The 19,514-nt window shown below is 70.2% G+C and carries 21 protein-coding genes; 14 read left to right on the forward strand and 7 right to left on the reverse strand.

Annotated elements, in window-relative coordinates; translation table 11 throughout:
- Position 1: 1 nt before the first annotated feature.
- Genes GL325_RS10400 through GL325_RS10410 form a run of 3 tightly spaced genes read right to left on the reverse strand, consistent with a single transcriptional unit; the run spans position 2 to position 2,926 of the window.
- Complete coding sequence (locus tag GL325_RS10400; protein ID WP_187769483.1) at positions 2 to 601, reverse strand: hypothetical protein; 600 nt, start codon at positions 599 to 601, stop codon at positions 2 to 4.
- Positions 601 to 2,571, reverse strand: coding sequence for a DUF6571 family protein (locus GL325_RS10405; protein WP_187769484.1), 1,971 nt, complete (start codon positions 2,569 to 2,571; stop codon positions 601 to 603). The genes GL325_RS10400 and GL325_RS10405 overlap by 1 nt, the downstream gene beginning before the upstream one ends.
- A 10-nt stretch (positions 2,572 to 2,581) precedes the next feature.
- Positions 2,582 to 2,926, reverse strand: a complete 345-nt coding sequence (locus GL325_RS10410; RefSeq protein ID WP_154596987.1) for a hypothetical protein — start codon at positions 2,924 to 2,926, stop codon at positions 2,582 to 2,584.
- 206 nt (positions 2,927 to 3,132) lie between these two features.
- Between GL325_RS10410 and GL325_RS10415 the strand changes: the two genes are divergently transcribed.
- From GL325_RS10415 to GL325_RS10435, 5 genes are all read left to right on the forward strand, one after another.
- Positions 3,133 to 3,438 (forward strand): WXG100 family type VII secretion target, encoded by a 306-nt coding sequence (locus tag GL325_RS10415; RefSeq protein WP_154596988.1) that lies wholly within the window; start codon positions 3,133 to 3,135, stop codon positions 3,436 to 3,438.
- Between the two features lie 120 nt (positions 3,439 to 3,558).
- A complete protein-coding gene (locus tag GL325_RS10420) occupies positions 3,559 to 3,864 on the forward strand; it encodes a WXG100 family type VII secretion target (protein WP_154596988.1) in 306 nt (101 codons plus the stop codon).
- A gap of 59 nt (positions 3,865 to 3,923) precedes the next feature.
- Entirely contained in the window at positions 3,924 to 4,499 is a 576-nt protein-coding gene (locus GL325_RS10425; protein WP_187769485.1) for a DUF6318 family protein, read from the forward strand.
- Positions 4,496 to 5,440 (forward strand): PKD domain-containing protein, encoded by a 945-nt coding sequence (locus GL325_RS10430; protein WP_187769486.1) that lies wholly within the window; start codon positions 4,496 to 4,498, stop codon positions 5,438 to 5,440. The genes GL325_RS10425 and GL325_RS10430 overlap by 4 nt, the downstream gene beginning before the upstream one ends.
- Before the next feature lie 90 nt (positions 5,441 to 5,530).
- The gene (locus tag GL325_RS10435; protein WP_154596990.1) at positions 5,531 to 5,677 is read left to right on the forward strand and encodes a hypothetical protein; all 147 of its coding nucleotides are present in this window, start codon (positions 5,531 to 5,533) and stop codon (positions 5,675 to 5,677) included.
- Between the two features lie 80 nt (positions 5,678 to 5,757).
- On the opposite strand, the gene GL325_RS10440 is transcribed toward GL325_RS10435, so the two are convergent.
- The 4 genes from GL325_RS10440 to GL325_RS10455 form a co-directional block, all read right to left on the reverse strand.
- On the reverse strand, positions 5,758 to 6,246 hold the full coding sequence (locus GL325_RS10440; protein ID WP_187769487.1) for a hypothetical protein: 489 nt from the start codon (positions 6,244 to 6,246) through the stop codon (positions 5,758 to 5,760).
- Positions 6,247 to 6,277: 31 nt separating this feature from the next.
- Complete coding sequence (locus GL325_RS10445) at positions 6,278 to 8,254, reverse strand: hypothetical protein (protein WP_187769488.1); 1,977 nt, start codon at positions 8,252 to 8,254, stop codon at positions 6,278 to 6,280.
- 1 nt (position 8,255) lies between these two features.
- Positions 8,256 to 8,591 carry a hypothetical protein gene (locus GL325_RS10450; RefSeq protein WP_154596993.1) on the reverse strand — a complete coding sequence of 112 codons (336 nt, stop codon included), beginning with the start codon at positions 8,589 to 8,591 and terminating at the stop codon, positions 8,256 to 8,258.
- A 76-nt stretch (positions 8,592 to 8,667) separates the two neighbouring features.
- Entirely contained in the window at positions 8,668 to 13,227 is a 4,560-nt protein-coding gene (locus GL325_RS10455; protein ID WP_187769489.1) for an FtsK/SpoIIIE domain-containing protein, read from the reverse strand.
- Between the two features lie 197 nt (positions 13,228 to 13,424).
- Here GL325_RS10455 and GL325_RS10460 point away from each other — a divergent pair, with 197 nt between their 5' ends.
- Genes GL325_RS10460 through GL325_RS10500 form a run of 9 tightly spaced genes read left to right on the forward strand, consistent with a single transcriptional unit; the run spans position 13,425 to position 19,498 of the window.
- Complete coding sequence (locus GL325_RS10460) at positions 13,425 to 14,195, forward strand: SAF domain-containing protein (protein ID WP_187769490.1); 771 nt, start codon at positions 13,425 to 13,427, stop codon at positions 14,193 to 14,195.
- A complete protein-coding gene (locus GL325_RS10465) occupies positions 14,192 to 14,968 on the forward strand; it encodes a hypothetical protein (RefSeq protein ID WP_187769491.1) in 777 nt (258 codons plus the stop codon). Before GL325_RS10460 ends, GL325_RS10465 begins: the two co-directional genes overlap by 4 nt.
- Positions 14,968 to 16,275 (forward strand): CpaF family protein, encoded by a 1,308-nt coding sequence (locus GL325_RS10470; protein ID WP_187769492.1) that lies wholly within the window; start codon positions 14,968 to 14,970, stop codon positions 16,273 to 16,275. The genes GL325_RS10465 and GL325_RS10470 overlap by 1 nt, the downstream gene beginning before the upstream one ends.
- The gene (locus GL325_RS10475) at positions 16,275 to 17,132 is read left to right on the forward strand and encodes a type II secretion system F family protein (protein WP_187769493.1); all 858 of its coding nucleotides are present in this window, start codon (positions 16,275 to 16,277) and stop codon (positions 17,130 to 17,132) included. The genes GL325_RS10470 and GL325_RS10475 overlap by 1 nt, the downstream gene beginning before the upstream one ends.
- Complete coding sequence (locus GL325_RS10480; protein ID WP_187769494.1) at positions 17,129 to 18,034, forward strand: type II secretion system F family protein; 906 nt, start codon at positions 17,129 to 17,131, stop codon at positions 18,032 to 18,034. Before GL325_RS10475 ends, GL325_RS10480 begins: the two co-directional genes overlap by 4 nt.
- A 29-nt stretch (positions 18,035 to 18,063) precedes the next feature.
- Positions 18,064 to 18,267: a Flp family type IVb pilin gene (locus tag GL325_RS10485; RefSeq protein ID WP_187769495.1), complete on the forward strand. Its 204-nt coding sequence runs from the start codon at positions 18,064 to 18,066 to the stop codon at positions 18,265 to 18,267.
- A gap of 3 nt (positions 18,268 to 18,270) precedes the next feature.
- Positions 18,271 to 18,663: a TadE/TadG family type IV pilus assembly protein gene (locus GL325_RS10490; protein ID WP_187769496.1), complete on the forward strand. Its 393-nt coding sequence runs from the start codon at positions 18,271 to 18,273 to the stop codon at positions 18,661 to 18,663.
- Positions 18,663 to 19,076, forward strand: a complete 414-nt coding sequence (locus tag GL325_RS10495; RefSeq protein ID WP_255499458.1) for a TadE/TadG family type IV pilus assembly protein — start codon at positions 18,663 to 18,665, stop codon at positions 19,074 to 19,076. Before GL325_RS10490 ends, GL325_RS10495 begins: the two co-directional genes overlap by 1 nt.
- Positions 19,073 to 19,498: a TadE/TadG family type IV pilus assembly protein gene (locus tag GL325_RS10500; RefSeq protein ID WP_187769498.1), complete on the forward strand. Its 426-nt coding sequence runs from the start codon at positions 19,073 to 19,075 to the stop codon at positions 19,496 to 19,498. Before GL325_RS10495 ends, GL325_RS10500 begins: the two co-directional genes overlap by 4 nt.
- Positions 19,499 to 19,514: the final 16 nt, after the last annotated feature.

Below are 19,514 nucleotides of genomic sequence, written 5' to 3' on the forward strand. Positions count from 1 at the left end.
GTCAGGCGTCGGAGGCCCGCTCGACCGCCTTCGGGAGCAGCTCGGTCACGCTGACCGGGGCCTCTCCGTCACCGGTGTGCACCACGGTGACGACCGCCGCGCGCTGATCGTCGAGCTTGACGTAGGCGCGCTCGGTGGTCTGGGTGCCGTTGGAGGTGTCCTGCGTGGCGACGAAGCCCACCGCCCCGTCCGGGAGACCCTCCAACGGCTCGAAGGTGCCGGTGCTCGCTCCACCGGCCACGCACTCGGCGATCATCGACTCGAGCCGCGTGAAGGTGTCGTCGATGGCGTCGCTCGTGGCGGCCGGCCCCTGGACCGCCGAGCGCACCGTCGTGTCGCTGTCGCCCTCCAGCTCGTACCAGGCGTAGACGAAGTCCTTCGACGCGGCGAGGTTCCACTCCGCGTCCATGGCGGCGCAGTTCGTCTTGGAGACGTTGGTCTGCTCGCTCACCTCGACCGAGTCGACCGGCGGCAGGTCGGACACCTGCAGGAGCTCGGGATGCCCGGCCAGCGGGTCGTCGGAGTCCGAGCCGGCGTCGTCGGCGCACCCGCCCAGAGCGAGCGCCGCAGCGAGAGCGGCAGTGACGAGGAGCGCGCGCATCACTTCACCGGGGCGTAGAACTTGAGGAACGACTCGCGGTACGCCCCCTCGAGGTCATGGTTCGTCGCGAATTCGTTGACCCCGTTCATGGCGCCTTGCGTGTAGGACCCCATCTGCTCGGGCGGGATGTCCCCCAGCTCGATCAGTCGGCCGTTCTTGAACCACTGGTCGGGCACCTCGTCACGCGGGATGAGACCGGACTCGATCATGGACAGGTAGGAGTCGACCTTGACCCGGTTGGAGCCGGCCTCCGCGCGGTCCTCGGCGTTGTCGGTGGCGCCCGCCGCCTCGGAGGTCCAGGCGTTGCCGGCGGCATCCTTGCCCAATTCGGACGCCTGGCTCCAGCCGTAATCGATCAGCTTGCTTCCGACGTCGCCGACTTGGTCGGCGCCGGGCATCGGGATCATCCCGGCCGCGTCGGAGACCAAGTCGATGTAGGCCTGACGCTGGGCGTCGCGGTCGGCTGCGCCGTCGATCTCGACCTGCCCGACCGAGAACTCGGTGAAGCCCTGCAGCGACGCGTTGCGCTCCAGGATGTCGCGCAGCTCGGTGCGCAGGCCCGGGTCGTCCGGGTTCTGCGCCAGTTGCGCCGCGATGTTGTTCAGCTGCGTCTTCTGGTAGCCACCGACGCCCTCGGCGATGCTCTGGGTGCCGTCCTGGGTGCCCATCGCCACCTTCATCAGGGTGTCCAGGTCGTCCTTGAACAGGATCGGGTAGTGCTCGAAGGACCCGAAGTGATCGATCGACAACGGGCCCGACCCGGAGTCGCCCTCGTTCGCGCCGTTGCGCAAGGTCGTGTCGACCGCCGGCATGTAGAACTTCAGCAGGTCCGCGATGTGCGGGGAGGCTGCCTTGGCGTCCTCGGGGGTGAAGCCCGAGCTGTTGGCCACCTCGTCGAGGAACTGCGACACGAGGTTCGTCGTGTCCTCGGCGTTGTCCTTGAGGTTCGTGGCGTCGGTGCCGATGCCCTCGACGGCGTGCGAGATGCCGCCGTAGCCGTCGGCCTTCCACTCGCGATCGTTGAAGTAGTACGTCTGGCGATCCGCGTCCTCGGTGAAGAAGGTCAGGCCGGCCTGCGGGTTCTCGCCGAAGTTGTGCATGATCGCGGCCATCGGGTCGTCGTACCAACCCGTCTCGTTGCCCGTGTCGAGCGGGCCGTGGCCGTTGTGGCTGTACCAGACGTCGGCGGGGAAGTTGCCGTCCTTGGCGAGCTGCTCGAACTCGTCCAACGACCGGGCGGCGCCCAGCAGGAAGTCGTCGTCGTAGTTCGTGTCCTGCATGAAGTACGTGAGGATGTTCGCGCCGTTCATGCCTATGGGGAAGTTCTCGGCGAAGGCGCGCTGCTCCTCGTCGGTCAGCAGGGGCGCGACGCTGTAGCGCACGAGGTCGCGGCCGAACTGCTCGGCGGGGAATCCGGGATCGTTCGAGGCGGTGGACAGTCCGGTGCGCAGGCTCTCGGCCAGGCCGGCGTAGGCGTCGGGGTCGCCGGAGCCGCCGTATCCCATCAGGGAGGAGATGTTGGACATGGCGCCGACGGTGCCGTCGGGGCCGAGCTCGGTGAACATGGCGGCCATCACGTCGCCGTCCTTGTTCCACGTGTCGAGCATCGCCGTGACGCGGGCGACCTCCTCGGGATCGCTCTCGTGGTCGAGGTCGGCGACCGAGTCGGCCAGCTCCTCGCCGAGCATCTCCTTGACGCTGGTCAAGGTGTCCTGGGTGACGGTGTAGCTGGCGCTACCGGTGCCTTCGGTGTCCAGCAGGATCGCCAGGTCACGCCGGGTCGTGAGGTCCTCGAGGTGGTCGCGGATCCACTGCGACTTCTTGCCCACGGTGCCGTCGGCCAGGGACGGCAGGCTGATGGGGGAGGCGGTCCGGGCCGCGGCGCTCTGGGTGTCGATGGCGCCGGCGAGGTCCTCGGCCGCCGTGATGGCTGCGCCGATCTGGTCGATGTCGATCTTGACGGTGGTCATGGCCGCATCCTCAGTACATGTTCTGAACGCGCCACTGACGGGGCCAGCTGTTGCCCCGCCAGTCGTTCTCGGGAACCTTGTCTGGCTCGGTGCCGATCCGAGTCTGGATCGCCGTGACGGCGTCGTCGAAAGCCTCGGTGATCCCGGTGCACTGGTCCTTCATCTCGGCGATCCAGGTGTCGGCCTCCTTGCAGACCCACCCGCCGTTGGCCAGGGGGTTCGCGATGGCGTCCAGGGGAGACCCGTAGCCGGAGTACACGTTGTCGCCGCAGGTGGTCACGGTCGACTTCGCCGACTGCAGGGTGGAGCGGAACAAGTTCGGCTCGGTCTTGTCCTCGGCGTCTTCAGGCGTCATCGATTCCCCCAAGTGATCGTGTGCTCTCGGTGAGCAGACTACAGACGGTTCGGGCTTTCGTCCTGCCCATCTGGTCACAACGGGCCATGTGAGCATGGTCGCTTCGCGCCCTGAACGAAGCATCGTCCGCTAGCATCATGCTTCATCACTGACAGTCCCTGTGCTGAGTGCATTCGGGGGGACGAACGGACTGAGGAGACAAACTCATGGTGCAAGCTCGGATCGAAGATCTCTACGCGCTGTACAACACGTTGAACAAGTCGATGCAGGAAACCGACACGATGATCAACAACGTGGACGCGTCGCTGAACCAGGCGAACGAGGAGTGGCAGTCCACCGGCGCCAAGGAGTTCAACGAGGCGTGGGTGCAGTTCAAGCAGGCTCTGACCCAGCTGTGCCAGGCGTTCTCCAACGCCGGTACCGACGTGGCGTTCCAGCACAACAAGTTCGCCGAGGGCGCCAAGGAAGCCGATCAGCACCCGGTGCTGACGCCCCTGCAGTCGCCCCGCTGATCGGAGCCGGGCCCCGAGAATGTTCGGGCTGCTGCGGACAGAAGTGTCCGTTACGCTCATGGCCAGCATCTTGGTCCCGTGAGTTCACTCGGGGGACGAACCGACGAAGGAGACATACCCATGGTGCAAGCTCGGATCGAAGATCTCTACGCGCTGTACAACACGTTGAACAAGTCGATGCAGGAAACCGACACGATGATCAACAACGTGGACGCGTCGCTGAACCAGGCGAACGAGGAGTGGCAGTCCACCGGCGCCAAGGAGTTCAACGAGGCGTGGGTGCAGTTCAAGCAGGCTCTGACCCAGCTGTGCCAGGCGTTCTCCAACGCCGGTACCGACGTGGCCTTCCAGCACAACAAGTTCGCCGAGGGCGCCAAGGAAGCCGATCAGCACCCGGTGCTGACGCCCCTGCAGTCGCCCCGCTGACCCGACGAGACGCCCGGCCCCTCCAGGGGCCGGGCGTCCTGTCCCTCAAGGAGTACTCCATGCGACGATCTCCCGCTCTGGCCGCGCTCGTCCTGTCGCTCGCCCTGGGCACGGCGGCGTGCGGCAACGACGATGACGACGCCGCCCCGCCGAGGACCGACGCCACGTCGGCCTCGCCATCACCGTCGGCGACTCCGAGCTGGTCGGCCACGGCCAAGCCACAGCGCCCCGCGGACGAGTTCAGCCAGGAGGGCGCGGAGGCGTTCGCCGTCTTCGCCGCCGACACCGTGCTGTACATGATGGCGACCGGCGACGTGCCGGCCCTCACCGCGATCTCCGATCTCGCCACCTGCGCCTCGTGCCAGGGGTGGGTCGACAACTACGACGACGGCAAGATCGAGAAGCTGACGGTCAGCTCGGGCCCGGCCCGTCACGAGCTCGTGGACGCGCCGAGCGTCAACGACGAGGTCTACTACCAGGTCCGCCTGGCCCTGGACATCCCTCAGGGCGAGTCCGTCCGCAAGGACACCGGCAAGAAGATCGGCACGGTCAACGCCGCCGAGGCATTGCCGTTCAAGACCAACATCCAGTGGAAGGGCGATCAGTGGCAGCTCCTGACCTACGACTTGGGATGACGGCGTCCCGCCTGTGCCGGCTCGTCGGTGCCCTGGCGGTCACCACGACGATGACGGTCGGGGCCATGACGGCGATCGAGATCGCCCAGGTGCCCGTGGCTGCCGCCGACTGTCCCGATGAAGACTACGACGGTTCGCACGACGGCGAGGGCACCGTCGACCTGTGTGCGACGCAGCCCGGTCAGACCCCGGGCCCGAACCCCGGGCCTCCCGGCAACACGACGATCCCGATCCCGGGCCCGTGGACTCAACGGGTCCACACGCCGTGGTGCCCGGCCAACATCGTCCGCGCCACCGGGCCGGGGGTCCGCGACTACGTGATGGACCCTGACGTGATGTGCGGCGGAGCCAACGAGTGCCCCGAGGAAGGCGATTTCCGGTACTGGGTGTTCGAACGTCGCATGACCGCGGACAACGTGGCCGAGGACGAGGAGGCGGGCTTCAGCCGCGCCGGCGTGGTGTGCCGAGGGCTGGACGAGCCGCGCGAGTCCGAGCCGCCGACGATCACGGTCGACGACATCATCGACCGGGCCCGCGCTCTCGCGCCGACGCCGTCGTTCGTGATCGAGCCCGCCGCGACGTCGTACGTCAACGTCCCGACCAACTTCGCGGCCGAGGCGACCGAGGTGACCGTCGACGTCACGTTGTTCGGCCTCACGATTCCGGTGGTGTTCACCCCCGGCGAGGTCACGTGGAGCTTCGGTGACGGCGGGTCCGGCAGTGGTGTCGGGGTACGGAACGCGGCGGTCGGTCAGGCCGGCGCCGTCGAGCACGCCTACCGACGCGCCGGGTCCTACGACGTGACCCTGACGGTGGCGTACGACCTGGTGATCAACCTGCCCAACGGCCCGCTCTCGTTCCCGGCAGCGATGAACCGCAGCGCACCGGCGCAGAGTCTCGCGGTCGGGGAGATCCAGTCGGTCGTCACCGAGGTCGACTGAAATCGCTCAGGCTGCTGCGGACAGAACTCTCCGTTACGCTCATGGCCAGCATCCTGGTCCCGTGATTTCACTCGGGGGACGAACCGGCGGGTGCAGTTCAAGCAGGCTCTGACCCAGCTGTGCCAGGCGTTCTCCAACGCCGGTACCGACGTGGCGTTTCAGCACAACAAGTTCGCCGAGGGTGCCAAGGAAGCCGACCAGCACCCCGTGCTGACGCCCCTGCAGTCGCCCCGCTGACCCGACTGGACGCCCGGCTCCCCTAGGGGCCGGGCGTCTTTTCCTGCCAGGAGCATCCGTGACCGAGGTCGACTGACCCGTCAGGACGTCCCGGTGGTCGCGGGGTCCCACGGCCTCGGGGGTGCCGTGTAGCAGCCCGCCTCGTCGGCCACGGCCTCGATGACCGCGCGCATGTCGGACGGGTCGGCGTCGCGGTTGCCGTCGAGCTCGACGGAGACGGCGACGGACCCGCACACCCAGCCGCCGCGCCGGCCGTCGGCGCGAGCGATGCCGTCGAGCAGCGCGAAGCTGTCGCTCTCGGAGCGGATGACTTCCTCGCGCTGCGGGATCTCGGTGGAAGGCAGGACGAGCGCCTCGGCATAGAGGCTCACGTCCCCGGCGTCGATGCGGCAGCCTGCGCTGCCCCGCGTGGACGTCTCGGTGAACGGGAGTCGCTCGATGCGCTCCGACGGGGCGCTGAAGCGGTCGGTGCCGAGCACCGCCGCGACGACGTCGGTGGGGATGGAGCACGCGCGCTCCGCGTCGTACGACGGCTCCTGGCAGCCACTGGCGGCCAGGAGGGACGACACGGCTACACCCAGGATCAACGCTCGTCGCACGTCAGGAACCTCCGTACTGCCTCAGGAGCTGGTCGCGACCGTCGAGCGAGCCGCTGTAGGCGGCGGACGCGTAGCCGTCGCCGCCACCGTTGGCCATGTTGATGATGGCCGTCTGCTCGGCGTTGGTCAGCTCGTCGATCGGCTTGGGCCGGCCGTGCTCGTCGACCGGCCACGTGTCGTGCAGGTCGCCGACGGGCAAACCGGCGTCGGAGGTGGCCAACGTGTGCAGAGCCTGCAGCTGGGAGTGCGTCTGGATGTCGTCGAACATGTCGTTGGCGCCGCTGATCGAGTCCGAGACGCCGTTGCCGACGAACGCGGTCGTGAGCTGGCTCTTGACCTCGCCCACGACGTACGACCCGACCGGTCCGCCGGGCACTTTGACGAACTCGGTCGGCAGGAGCAGCAATTGGGCCATCCGCCGGCGCTGGGCCACGTCGTCGCGGGCGTCGCTGATGCCGCCCTCGAGCATGTTGTCGTACAGGAAGCCCTGCAGGCCGGCGTTCGACCGGGTGGCGGCGAAAACGGGGTTGTCGACGCCCACCGCGCCACTGAGGTCCACGCCGCTGCCGATGACCTCGTCGATACCGTGCTGCAGCCGGACCTCGTTGAGCCGGGTCGCCGCGCCGCCGATGACCGAGACGGCCTGGTCGTTGCCGCCGATGTCGCCCAGCAGGTTCGTCAGGGAGTCGCGGTTCAGCATGATCCCGTGGGGCGGGAACCCCTCGCCGGGGAAGTTCGTGCCCGGCGGCAGGCCGCCCGGCCCGTAGGTCCCCGTGCCCTCGGCGGAACTGCGGTTGAACGCGATCCGGTCGACGTCGCGGATGTAGGTCGCGACGATGCCGCCGAGCTCCTCGTTGACGCCGTCCTGGGCCTTCGCGTCGCCACCGAAATGCTCGATGGCCCAGGTCGCGATGGTGGCGGCGTTCTGGCCGGACGAGCCGTGATTGAGCGCCTGGTCGATCGTGGCGGTCTGCAGCACCATGCCGGCCGCGTTGCCGGAGGTCTCCTCGCCGAGAGACTGCCGCTCGAGCAGGTAGGCGGCCCGGTCGGGGTCGAGCAAGACCTCCTGCGACGCCTGCGGGTTGTCCGAGAGGGACTCCATCCATTGCACGACGGGGTCCCTGAGCTCGTTGCGGTCGGCCGTGCCGAAGGGGTGATCACCGTTGAACTGCGCCCAGTACATCCCCTCGCCGCTGCCCTCCCACTCGAGCAGCGCCTCGCCGGCGCTGGTCAGGAAATCCGAGCCGAACACCTGTCCGTTGCGGTGTGCGTAGTCGAACAGGACGGCCGGAGCCAAGGGCCCGCCGCTCTCGACGAGCTCGCGGCCGTAGTCCTCGGAGAGCCGACGGCTGCGCGAGGCGGTGGCGACGGCGCCGCTCAGGGCGGTGGCGAGGTCGTCCTGCAGCGCGAGCACGCGGTCGTACTCCTCGCCGTAGCTGGAGTCCTCGTACGTCGCGTACTGGTTGGGGTAGTTCGAGTAGGGGCCGGTCATCGCCGCCGCCTGCTCGATGAGCGCGGCGACGCCGTCGGGTCCCAGCTCCGTCGCGACGGCCGCGGTGACGTCGGGGTCGTCGACGTACTTCATCAGCAGGGCGGTCGCGGCCTCCACCCTGGCGAGGTCCTCCGGCGAGCGCACGTCGTCGAGGTCGTCGAGGTCGTCGGCGATGCGACGGGCCAGCTCCTGCTTGAGGTCGGCGATCGTGCCGGTCGTGGACCCGTCCCACGTCACGGACGAGCCGTCCTCGGAGCTCAGCAGGTCGGCGAGGTCGCGCACGACGCCGAGCGGGTCCTTCGCCTGCTCACGCAGCCACTCGGGGGCGCTGCCCGTGATGCCGTGGACGCTCAGGGACGTGAGGGTGGGGCCGCCAGGCGGGACGGCCTGCAAGCACGCCAAGCGGGCGTTCTCGATGCGGCTGGCGAGCGCACCCGCCGCCGCGATGGCCTCGTCGAGGGCGGCGGCGTTCATCTTGACCGTCATGTCACGGGCCCACCGGGATGTTGCGGTGCGGTCGCGCGTACGCATGGGGGCGGTACGCGTTCCCGTGCCGGTGGCCGTCCTCGACCTCGTCGGGCTCGGCGTCGTGCTCGGCGGCGAGGTCGGCGTGCGCCTGGGCGAAGGCCTCGTACAGGCCCTGGAGCCGCTCGCGCAGCTCGTCGGCCCAGTCGTCGGCGGCGCTGCACTCCCAGCCGTCGTTCGCCACGACGGGCGTGGTGATCGCGCTGGCGGGCGAGGGAGAGCCCTCGAACAGATCGCGTTGGAACGCGACCCTCGTCATCGCATGGCCCAGGGCCACCTTGTAGTAGTTGGTCTCCATCCGCGCCAGCCCCCTCTGGTCGAGTCCGGCCACCATAGCGAGGTTGCGGGCCTTTCGAACCATGCTGGGCCGGGTCTCAGGCCTTGGGCACCTGAATCCAGCGATACCCCGTGGGGTTGATCAGCAGGCCGCGCCCCGGCGGCACGGCGGCGCCGACCGATCGGGGCAGGCGGGCGTTCAGCACGTCGCCGTCGTTGGACGCGCGAGGGGACAGGACCAGGCCGGTTCGCCCGCGCTTGAGGTCGGCCGGCAGGCCTCGGTAGACCGCGCCCAGCTCGTCGATGCCGCCGCCGATGATCATCGCGTTGGGGGTGTCGCGCATCGCGCCGTAGGTCTCGCCCAGCAGCTGCCCCAGGGGTGAGTCGGCACCCACGACCTCGAAGTCGTCGACGACCACGAGGTGTTGGGTGCGCAGCCGCGACAGCGCCTCACGGATCTCGTCGATGGGCTCGGAGCCGGTGAACAGCTGCAGTCGCCGGTCGTCGAGATCGCGCAGCGGGGAGCGCCTCGGGGCGATCACCAGGACGTCCCGGCGGTGCTGCAGGTGCTGACTGACCGGGATGAGCAGGGCCGAGCTGCGTCCGGACCGCGGCGGACCGGCGACCAGGAAGCCGGGACCCGTCGCGAGCGGATCGAAGCCCTCGAGGCTCAGGGTGTCGCCGCCCACGCCGATCGGGATGAAGCTGGGGCTCAGTGCCGCGTCCGACGGCTCGAGGCCGAGCGCCTCGTCGAGGCTGATCGCCACCGGCAGCTCGTCGATGCGGTGAGGCCGCAGGCTGCGCGGCAGATCGCCGTAGCGCTCGGCCACGAGGCGGCCCAGCTCGTGGATCGCCCGGACCTGGGCCGTGCCCTCGCCGGACGCATCGATCATCGCGAACTGCACTTCCTGCGGGCGCTCGCCGGCCCGGAAGCCGCGGCCCGGCGGGATGTGCGCGGGCACCTGCTTGGTCGGCAGGCCCACGACCGAGAAGTCGGAGGGATCGCTCATCGACAGCACGATCCGGTCGTCGACGAGCAACGAGTAGCGACCCAGGATGCCGGAGCGGTCCGCGCCGATCACGATCCGGATGCCGGCGCCGACGCCCTCCTGCAGGAGACCGACGAGCCGTTCGAGCAGCACGCCGCCGTCGACGGACTCGAACGCCGTGGTGAAGCCCTCGAGCCGGTCGAGCAGCACGACCAGGTAGGGCATCCGGTCGGGGCCGTCGACGGCCGCGCGCTGCTCGGCGATGTCGGCGAAGCCCTGCTCGGCCAGCACCTGCTGGCGCTTCGTCAGCTCCTGCCCGAGGTGGGCGAAGAGGCGGAAGATCCGGTCCGTCTGCGTGCGGGTGACGACGGCGCCGACGTGGGGCAGCGACATGAGCGGCAACAGGGCGTTGTTGCCGGCGTCGATGCCGAAGACGTGGACGTCGGTCGGCGCCGTCTGCCGGGCGATGGCGGCGGCGATCGTCCGCAACGACCACGAACGGCCCGAGCGGGACTGACCGGCGATCACGAGGTGTCCGGCGCGTTGCAGGTCCCAGCTCGCGACCTCCTGCTGCTGCAGGTGGGGCAGGTCGCCGCGGCCGAAGACGATCGGGGGGATGTCCGCCTTCTCGCCGATCGCGGGCGCCGGCTCGACCTCGAGCTCGTCGAGGGTGAGCGTCTCGGGCAGCGGCGGCAGCCACGGCTTGCGCATCGGCTCGAGCCCGATGAGGTCGTTCGCCTCACGGACGGCGCCGACCAGGGTCGCGAGGTCGGTCGGGATCGACACGTCCTCCTCGCCGTCGCCAGCGGCCTTCGGCGGAGCGACCAGCTCGTCGATGCCGAACCCGCGCGAGCGCAGCTCGGCTCGCTCGTCGCCGACCGGACGGCCACCGACGCGCGAGCTCTGGAAGGGCGTGAGCGACGAGTGGCCCAGTCGCGCGTAGGCGCGACCGGGGAACGACTTGGGGATCTCGGCCGCGACCTTGGACTCGATGACGTCGTCGGAGTCGTTGGCGTCGGTCACGCGCAGGGCGATGCGCAGGTTGGTGTTGGACTTGATCTCGGCGTTGACCACGCCGGCCGGCCGCTGCGTGGCCAGGATCAGGTGGACACCCAGCGAGCGGCCGCGTCGGGCGACGTCGACCAGGCCGGTGACGAAGTCGGGCAGCTCGGCCACGAGCGCCGCGAACTCGTCGATGATGATCAGCAGTCGGGGCATCGGCTCGTCGCCGGGCTGACGTGCGGCCAGGTAGTCCTCGATGTCCTTGGCCTGGGCGTCGGCCAGCTGGTGCTCGCGCCGGCGCAGCTCGGCGCCGAGCGACTCGAGGGCGCGGGTCGTGAGGTGGCCGTCGAGGTCGGTGACCATGCCGACCGTGTGGGGCAGGTGCTGGCAGTCCATGAAGGCCGCGCCGCCCTTGTAGTCGATCAGGACGAAGTTGAACTCGTCCGGCCGGTTGCCCACGGCCAGCGACGCGATGATCGTCTGGAGCAGCTCGGACTTGCCCGATCCGGTGGTGCCGGCGATGAGGCCGTGCGGGCCGTCCGCACGGACGTCGATCCTGAAGGGGCCGTCCAGCCCTTCGCCGATCACGGCCTTCGTCGTGCGGCCGCCACCGGCCCAGGTCCGGACGAGATCGTCGCCGGTGGGCGAGTCCAGACCGAGCACGTCGAGCAGGCGGCTGGCGGCCGGCAGGCTGGAGCTGAGGTCCTCGGTGCTCACGTCGCGGATGGGCGAGAGGGCGCGACCGAGGCGCTCGAGCCAGGCCGAGTCGACGATGTCGCGGCGCACGCCGTCGATGTGACGCTCGGCGGTGGTCTCGAGATCGAGCAGCTCGCCGTGCAGCTCGACGACGGCGCGGCACTCCTCGGGCAGCTCGCGCGCGGTGCGGTCCAGGCAGATGAAGTAGACGTGCACGAACGCACCGGACTTCAGCAACGAGGTCATGCCCGGTGCCATGCGCAGCTCACGGGCGCCGTCGAGGACCACGACGATCGACGGCAGCGACTCGCGCTCGTCGGTGTCCAGCTCCTTGCGGCGGTCGACGATCGCCGACAGCTCCGAGATCATCCCCGCGCGGTCGTCCTCGTCGATCGCCAGCCGGGCAGCGCGGGGATGGTCCTCGCTGGTGCGGGCGTGGGGCAGCCACTTGGTCCACTCCCAGGCCGTGGCGTTCGTGCGGTCGGTGAAGACCCACAGCGACGCGTCGGTGGGGGAGTGCAGTGCGGCCACCTGGGCGACGAGCCACGAGGTGGTCGTGAGGCACTCGTCCGGGGGTCCGCAGATGCCCAGGACGGCCGTGGGCGCCAGCGGGACGACGACCGGGACGTCGGGGGCGGTCCAGCGCAGCGGCCCCTCGTGCTGCTCGCGCGTGGAGTCCTTGACGATCACGTCCGAGGGCAGGTCGCTCGTGCCGAGGCGCAGCTCGAGGAAGTCCGGATCCCAGCGGCGGCGCTCCCACAACCGCGAGCGCGGGCCGGTCGCGAACAGCAGGACCGAGGCCGGGTCGGGGTAGATCGACCGACGTTGGCCGCGCTCGGAGGTCAGCGAGTCGACGGCGGCCTTCTCGACGTCGGCGCGACGACGGTGGAACTCGGCCAGCTGCTCCTGGTAGCGGACCTTCTGCTGGCGCCGGGTGCCCGTGGCGTTCAACAGCATCATGATCGGCATCAGGATCATGAACATGAGCGAGAAGATCGATCCCGTGCGCCAGTACATGAAGCCGCTCATGACCATGGGCGAGAGCATCATGATGACCGGGATCGGCGACTTGTCGGGACGCTTGGGCTCGCTGGGCAGCGAGAACTCGCTGGTGCGCGCCGGCGGGTGCAGTCGCGGCGGGCGGTTGTAGTCCAGCTCCGGGCCGATCGCCGAGGGGGACAGGGACGCGTCGGGAGCGCTGACGCTGCCGAGCTCGAACAGGACGTTCGCGACGCCGAGCACGGCGCCGGCGTTCCAGGTGGTCGGCGCGGTCACGGCCTCGCGGTCGAGACGCACGAGGGGCAGCGGGGCGCCGGGGTCGACCTGGCGGCCCTGCTGCAGCGCGCTCAGGCCCGGGCGCTTGCGCCGGAACCTGCGGCGCTGGCGGGTGGCGACGCTCGCCGCGAGAACGATGGGCTCGCTCGGCGGCTCGCGCCGGGCGGGGACGGGAACCGTGAGGTCACGGGCGGTCTCGTCGGCCGTGACCTCGACCGTTCCCTGGGCGTCGACCTCGAGCCGCGCCGCGATCTCGGGAGCGCCGGCGATCCGGATGGCGCAGTGCTCGGCCGAGCCGATGGTCCAGGTGCCGATGCCGAGGCGGTGCACGCGACCCGCGCCCCGTCCCGAGCTGACCCGCACCTCGACCAGACCCTGGGGCTCCTGGGCGCGGTGCCGACTGGGACCGCCGAGTCCCACGACCGCACCGTGACGGATCCCGGCGTCCGCGAGGGTCGTGTCCGGGTCGAGTCGCCGCGAACCGAGGTACAGGCCGGGACCGGTGCGGTCGCCCGCGCCGCCACGTCGTGCGTCGAGGTCGATGACGTCGGCGACGTCGGCGTGGAGTGGCCGCTGACCGAAGAGTTGCTGCAGCAGGGACTCGAGATCCCCGACGGTGCTCGCGGCGGAATAGGCGACGATCGCGTCGCGACTTTCCCCCGACGAGGCCGCCTCCGCAGTGACGAGCAATCGCATGGGTCACAGGGTAGAGGGTCGGTCGCCGATGCTTCTCCGGTTCGGTGTGACGGAGACGACGTGCGACCTTGCCACTCGAGAGGACGTGGGGGCCCGATCCGGCTAGGCTGTGCTGGTTCCTGTGGGGGGTCGCGCGAGGGAGCACGTGTTTTGAGGCCCCACGGGACGCACCACCAGTCTGCGAGGGAGTCCATTTCATGGCGATGCGTACCACCACCGACCCGGTCAGTGACGCGGTCCAGGACCGCCAGCGCGCCCGGACCGCGCGCGGAGTCGGAGGACGCGCCGCGCCCGGCGCCGCCCGCCCCACCCCGCCGCGTCGCCGTCGTCCCGCCTTCGCCCTGCTCGGCGTGCTGCTGATCGTCGGTGGAGCCGCCCTGGCCGGCCTGCTCGCGCTGCGCATGGACTCGCGCGATCCGGTGCTGGTGCTGCGGTCCGACGTGCCGGCCGGCACCGAGATCACCCGCGACATCCTCGGCGAGACCAACGTGTCCTCCGACTCCAACCTCATCGTCCCCGCGGGTGCGCTCTCGAGCGTCCTGGGCACCTACTCGCGCGTCCCGCTGAGCAAGGGCCAGCTGCTCGACACCTCGATGCTCGTGCGCACGAACCCGCTCGGCGGCGGCAAGCTGGCCGAGGTCGCGGTGCCGCTGGTCGAGGGCCGGGCTCCCGATGGACTCGACTCCGGCGACCTGGTGCGCGTCGTGCGCATCGGCGAGAGCAGCGGCGGCAGTGTTCCGCTGGCCCTCGCCCTGGTGGTCCGCCCGCCGGTCGAGTCCGGCGGTGGCGGCGTGCTCGGTGGTGGCGGCGACGCCAAGGGATCGGCCGCGACGCTGCTGGTCCCGATCGACATCGCCGACGCCATCGTCGACGCGGCCGGCAACAACCGCATCGGCATGTCGCTGGTCGACCGCGGGGTGGCGGTGACCGACTCCGACCGGCTGCGCAACCTGGCGGTGAACCGATGACGCTCATCAGCTTCGTCTCGGCCAAGGGGTCCCCGGGCGTCAGCACCGCGGTGATCGGACTGGCGGCCCGCTGGCCCGAGCCCGTGGTCGTGGCCGATCTCGACCCGATCGGTGGCGACGTCGCCACGCGTGAGCGTGACGCCGACGACCACGCGCTCGACGAGCAGCGCGGCCTGGTGTCGCTGGGCGCTGCGGTGCGTGCGGGCGACGAGGTCGACCTGGTCGACCACCTGCAGCAGACCCGCGACGGCGTCGACGTGCTGGTGGGTGCCTCCGGACCTCGGCAGGCCCAGAGCCTCGGACCGGCCTGGCCGCACCTGCAGCGCACCCTGCGCGGGTACCCCGGCGACGTGCTGGCCGATGCCGGTCGCTTCGTGCCGGGGTCTCCGGCCGGCCCCGTCGTCGAGGGGTCCGACGCCGTGATCTTCCTCGTCCGTTCCGAGATCGCCGCCGTGGCGCACCTGCGCGACCGCCTCGCGACGGTGCGCGAGCCCTGGAACCTCGGTCGGCCCGGCTCCTTCGGGGTCGGCGTCATCGTCGTCGGCGATCCTCGCGACAAGCGTGCCGCGGACGACATCGGTCGCCTGCTGGCCGCGTCGCAGCTGGACGTCACGATGCTCGGCACGATCGCCCACGACCCCAAGGTCGTCCTGCGTGGTCCGGCGTCGTCGTCGCGCACCGTCCTCAAGTCGATGTTCTCGCGCTCGCTCGTCGACATCGTGCCCCGCATCCGTGCCTTCGCGGCTCCGTCGATCGTCGGACAGGAGATCTGATGGACCAGCAACTGCTGCGCAACCTGCGCGAGGAAGTCGCCGACACCCTGGCCCGCCAGCGCCGCGAGGACGCGGCGGCCGGCCTGCCGGCGATGTCGAGCGAGGACGAGCGCCAGTTCGCCCGGGCGATCATCGCCCGCGTGCTGGAGTCGCACGCGCGCCAGGAGATCGCCGCCGGACGCACCCCGCTGTCGCACGCCGAGGAGGCCGAGCTGGCCGACGGCATCCACGCTGCGCTCTACGGCGTGGGCCGTCTCCAGCCGCTGCTGGACGACCCCGAGGTCGAGAACATCGACATCAACGGCTGCGACAACGTCTTCGTCGGGTACTCCAACGGCGAGGAGAAGCGCATGCCTCCCGTCGCGGACAGCGACGACGAGCTCGTCGAGCTGGTGCAGGTGCTGGGTGCCTACTCGGGCCTGACCAGCCGTCCGTTCGACACGGCCAACCCGCAGCTGGACCTGCGCCTGCCCGACGGCAGCCGCCTGTCGGCCGTCATGGGCGTCACCCAGCGTCCGTCGCTGTCGATCCGTCGCTCGCGCCTGAGCCGGGTCTCGCTGGACATGCTGGTCGAGAGCGGCACGATGACGCCCGAGCTGGCGTCGTTCCTGTCGGCCGCCGTCGCGGCGCGCAAGAACATCATGATCGCGGGCGCCACGAACGCCGGAAAGACCACGTTGCTGCGCGCGCTGGCCAACGAGATCCCGCCGCAGGAGCGACTGATCACGGTCGAGCGCGCGCTGGAGCTGGGCCTGGGCGAGTTCCCCGACCTGCACCCCAACGTCGTGGCCTTCGAGGAGCGGCTGCCCAACTCCGAGGGTCAGGGCATGATCGCCATGTCCGAGCTGGTGCGCCGGTCGTTGCGCATGAACCCCAGCCGCGTCATCGTCGGCGAGGTGCTCGGCGACGAGATCGTCACGATGCTCAACGCGATGAGCCAGGGCAACGACGGATCCCTGTCGACGATCCACGCGAACTCCTCGCTCGAGGTGTTCAACCGCATCTGCACGTACGCGATCCAGTCCAAGGAGCGTCTCCCGGCCGACGCCACGATGATGCTCATCGCCGGCGCGATCGACTTCGTGATCTTCGTCCAGCGCCGCAACGAGTACAACAGCGGTGGCGGACTGCGCCGCGTCATCACCTCGGTCCGTGAGGTCAACGGCGTCGACGGCCGGGTGCTGTCGAGCGAGGTCTTCGCCGAGGGCCCGGACGGCGTCGCGCACGCTGCCGCTGCGGTCAGCTGCATCGAGGACCTGCAGGAGCACGGCTACCGCCCGACGGCGTACGAGGGATCGGCGTACTGATGAGCAGCCAGGTCCTGCTCCTGATGCTCCTCGGCGCCCTGGTGGGCGCCGGGGTGCTGCTGGTCGTCTTCGGGATGTCCGAGCAGGAGGAGGCACCCCCGAAGCCGTCGTCGCGGTCGCTGCGCGACCGGATCGAGGGTCGGACTCGGCGCCTGCTGTTCGCCGCCGGTGGGGGCCTGCTGATCCTGCTGCTGACGTCGTGGCCGGTCCTGGCCATCGCCGTCGGACTGCTCGTGTGGTTCGGTCCGCAGCTGTTCGGCGGCGTCGCCAGCGAGAAGCGCGCGATGGCGCGACTCGAAGGGCTCGCCGCCTGGACGGAGTCGCTCCGCGACACGATCGCGGGCGCGGTCGGCCTCGAGCAGGCGATCCCGGCGACGGCCTACGCGGCGTCGCCCGCGATCCAGCCCGCGCTGATCCGGCTGACCGATCGGCTGCGCGTGCGCACCAACTTGTCCACCGCGCTGCAGGGATTCGCGGACGACATCGACGACCCGAGCGCCGACCTCATCGTCGCGGCACTGATCCTCAACGCCCGCCTGCGCGGCCCGGGTCTGCGCGAGGTGCTCTCGTCGCTGGCCCGTTCGGCTCGTGCCGAGCTCGACATGCGTCGGCGCATCGCCGCCAGCCGGTCCAGCACGCGGCGCAGCGTGCAGATCGTCATGGCCGTCACGGTCCTGTTCGTGCTCGCCCTGTCGATCTTCAACCGCTCGTACGTCGAGCCGTACTCGTCGCCGGTCGGACAGGTCGTCCTCGTGCTCGTGATCCTGCTGTTCGGTGCGGGGTTCTTCTGGATGCGTCGTCTCTCGGAGTTCCAGATGCCCGAACGGTTCCTCTTGGGTAAGCAGGAGGCGAAATGACCCTCATCCTGTTGTGTGGTGCTGTCGCCGGCGCCGGTGTCTGGCTGCTGCTCAGCCGTTCGCCCGTGCTCGGCTCCACCGCCGCCTCCGAGCTGGCCCGCCTCGATGCGCAGCGCCGTCGCGGCAGCGTGCGTCCCTCGCTGCGCTCCGCCGACGACGAGGACAGCGTGTCGCAGCGGTTCGGCACGCGCCTGGCCGCCTTCTTGGCCGATCGCGGGATCGAGCTGCCCGTCACCATCCAGTCCGACCTGGCCGTCGTCGGCAAGTCCGTCGAGAGTCACCTGGGCTCCACCCTGGCCGCTGCCATCGTCGGCGCGTTCGCGCCCGCGATCGCGATGGCACCGATGATGTTCTTCGGCTTCGTCAGCCCCGTGCTGCCGGCGTGGCTGGCCATCGTGGGCGCCCTCGGCGCTGCCGTCCTGGCCCAGGTGCAACTGCACTCCGAGGCCACCGAGCGCCGCCGTGACTTCCGCCATGTCGTCAGTGCGTTCCTCGACCTGGTGTCGATGAACCTCGCCGGTGGACGTGGCGTGCCCGAGGCGCTCGCGGCCGCCGCGGGCGTCAGCCAGGGCTGGGGCATGGCCCGGTTGAGCGAGACGATCAACAACGCGCGGTTGCAGGGCATCACGCCCTGGAGCGCCCTGGGCCGTCTCGGTGACGAGATGAAGGTCGAGGAGCTGCGCGACCTCGCCGCCGCCCTGGCCCTGGTGGCCGAGGACGGCGCGAAGGTGCGCGACTCCCTCACCGCACGCGCCGCGTCGATGCGCCAGCGCGAGCTGGCCGACTCCGAGACTCGCGCCCAGGAGCGGTCCCAGTCCATGCTGATCGCACAACTGCTGTTGGCGGCCGGCTTCCTCGTCTTCCTGATCTTCCCGGCGCTGGCAGGCATCACCGGGCTCTGAACGAACCGCACCCATCGAAGGAGAAGCACATGTTCCATCCCGCCATCGGTTTCCTGGCCACCATGCTCGGAGCGCGCATCGACCGTGCCCGTCGCGAAGAGGGCGCCTCCGCCGTCGAGTGGGTCGTCATCGCGGCGATCCTGGTCGGCATCTGCGGTGTCATCGCCGGCATCCTCGTGGGCGCGCTCCAGGGCAAGGCCGGCGAGATCGGCTCCGAGATCGAGGGCGCCTGACCCATGCGTTCACGAGCACGGGACGAGCGGGGGGCCAGCGCCATCGAGCTGGTCCTCTACACGCCCCTGCTCATGATCGCGATGATCCTCACGATCCAGTTCTCGCTGACCTACCTCGCCAAGCAGTCGGCCAGCGCGGCCGCCCGCGAGGCGGCGCGGGTGGCTCGCGTCACCGGCGACGCCGAGATGGGGCGCGCCAAGGGTGTCGCCTCCGCGTCGTCGCTGGGCAAGGGCTTGCTCAAGAATCCGCAGGTCCAGGTCGCGCGGGTCGGCGACGACATGCGCGCCACCGTGTCCGGGAGGGCGAGCCAGTTGTTGCCCTTCCTCGACTCGCCGCGGGTGACCGAGGTCGTCCAGGGCAGGATCGAGCAGTTCCAGCAGGACGGTGCCCCATGATGACGAGACGCTCCCGGCGCGAGCGGGGGTCGATGTCGGTCGAGGTGGTGCTGACCGTCCCGATCCTCGTGATGTTCACGCTGCTGGTCCTGGCCGGCGGTCGTTACGTCGCGGTCCGCGCCGACATCGACGCTGCGGCTCGCGACGCCGCGCGGGCGGCGTCGTTCGAACGCAGTGAGTCCGCGGCTCGGTCTGCCGCGTTCGCGGCGGCCAACTCCAGCGACGTCAACGACAGCTTCTCGACGTGCGACGTCGCGTCCGTCGACGGCAGCTTCCGGGCCGGCGGCGTCATCACCGTGACGGTCCGGTGCACCGTGGACAACCGTGGGCTCGGGCTCCTGGGGCTGGGCGGCAATCGCGACTTCACCGCCAGCAGCAGCGCTCCCATCGACCAGTACCGGAGGTTCGGATGAGAAGGCAGGCGTCCACCCGCCGCGAGCGCGGCGGAGCGACGATCTTCATGTTGTCGATGTCGCTCGTGCTGATGCTGTGCGCCGGCCTGGTGGTCGACGGCGGCATGGGCATCAACGCCCGGATGCGGGTCGCCGACGACGCGGAACAGGCCGCACGTGCGGGTGCCAACGCCGTCAACATCGACACGTTGCGCAGCGGCGGCGGTCTGGTCATCGACCCCGAGCTGGCGGGCACCTACGCGCGGGATTTCCTGGCCGCCCGCGGCTACGACGCCGGCCAGTTCGACGTCACGGTCGATCCCACCTCCAACGCCGTCGGCGTTCGGGTGCGCGACGTCAGCGAGACGACCATGCTCAGGATCATCGGCATCAACCAGTACCCGGTCTCGGCGCGCGCCACGGCGTCCGCGGCGACGTCCTGACCACGAGGAGACCTTC

The organism is Aeromicrobium sp. 636, from assembly GCF_024433585.1.
GTDB lineage: Bacteria > Actinomycetota > Actinomycetes > Propionibacteriales > Nocardioidaceae > Aeromicrobium > Aeromicrobium senzhongii.

Bases quoted from the DNA above. Each gene is read 5' to 3' on its own strand.
- GL325_RS10400 (WP_187769483.1), bottom strand. From the start codon at position 601: ATGCGCGCGCTCCTCGTCACTGCCGCTCTCGCTGCGGCGCTCGCTCTG.
- GL325_RS10405 (WP_187769484.1), bottom strand. From the start codon at position 2,571: ATGACCACCGTCAAGATCGACATCGACCAGATCGGCGCAGCCATCACG.
- GL325_RS10410 (WP_154596987.1), bottom strand. From the start codon at position 2,926: ATGACGCCTGAAGACGCCGAGGACAAGACCGAGCCGAACTTGTTCCGC.
- GL325_RS10415 (WP_154596988.1), top strand. From the start codon at position 3,133: ATGGTGCAAGCTCGGATCGAAGATCTCTACGCGCTGTACAACACGTTG.
- GL325_RS10420 (WP_154596988.1), top strand. From the start codon at position 3,559: ATGGTGCAAGCTCGGATCGAAGATCTCTACGCGCTGTACAACACGTTG.
- GL325_RS10425 (WP_187769485.1), top strand. From the start codon at position 3,924: ATGCGACGATCTCCCGCTCTGGCCGCGCTCGTCCTGTCGCTCGCCCTG.
- GL325_RS10430 (WP_187769486.1), top strand. From the start codon at position 4,496: ATGACGGCGTCCCGCCTGTGCCGGCTCGTCGGTGCCCTGGCGGTCACC.
- GL325_RS10445 (WP_187769488.1), bottom strand. From the start codon at position 8,254: ATGACGGTCAAGATGAACGCCGCCGCCCTCGACGAGGCCATCGCGGCG.
- GL325_RS10450 (WP_154596993.1), bottom strand. From the start codon at position 8,591: ATGGAGACCAACTACTACAAGGTGGCCCTGGGCCATGCGATGACGAGG.
- GL325_RS10455 (WP_187769489.1), bottom strand. From the start codon at position 13,227: ATGCGATTGCTCGTCACTGCGGAGGCGGCCTCGTCGGGGGAAAGTCGC.
- GL325_RS10460 (WP_187769490.1), top strand. From the start codon at position 13,425: ATGGCGATGCGTACCACCACCGACCCGGTCAGTGACGCGGTCCAGGAC.
- GL325_RS10465 (WP_187769491.1), top strand. From the start codon at position 14,192: ATGACGCTCATCAGCTTCGTCTCGGCCAAGGGGTCCCCGGGCGTCAGC.
- GL325_RS10470 (WP_187769492.1), top strand. From the start codon at position 14,968: ATGGACCAGCAACTGCTGCGCAACCTGCGCGAGGAAGTCGCCGACACC.
- GL325_RS10475 (WP_187769493.1), top strand. From the start codon at position 16,275: ATGAGCAGCCAGGTCCTGCTCCTGATGCTCCTCGGCGCCCTGGTGGGC.
- GL325_RS10480 (WP_187769494.1), top strand. From the start codon at position 17,129: ATGACCCTCATCCTGTTGTGTGGTGCTGTCGCCGGCGCCGGTGTCTGG.
- GL325_RS10485 (WP_187769495.1), top strand. From the start codon at position 18,064: ATGTTCCATCCCGCCATCGGTTTCCTGGCCACCATGCTCGGAGCGCGC.
- GL325_RS10490 (WP_187769496.1), top strand. From the start codon at position 18,271: ATGCGTTCACGAGCACGGGACGAGCGGGGGGCCAGCGCCATCGAGCTG.
- GL325_RS10495 (WP_255499458.1), top strand. From the start codon at position 18,663: ATGACGAGACGCTCCCGGCGCGAGCGGGGGTCGATGTCGGTCGAGGTG.
- GL325_RS10500 (WP_187769498.1), top strand. From the start codon at position 19,073: ATGAGAAGGCAGGCGTCCACCCGCCGCGAGCGCGGCGGAGCGACGATC.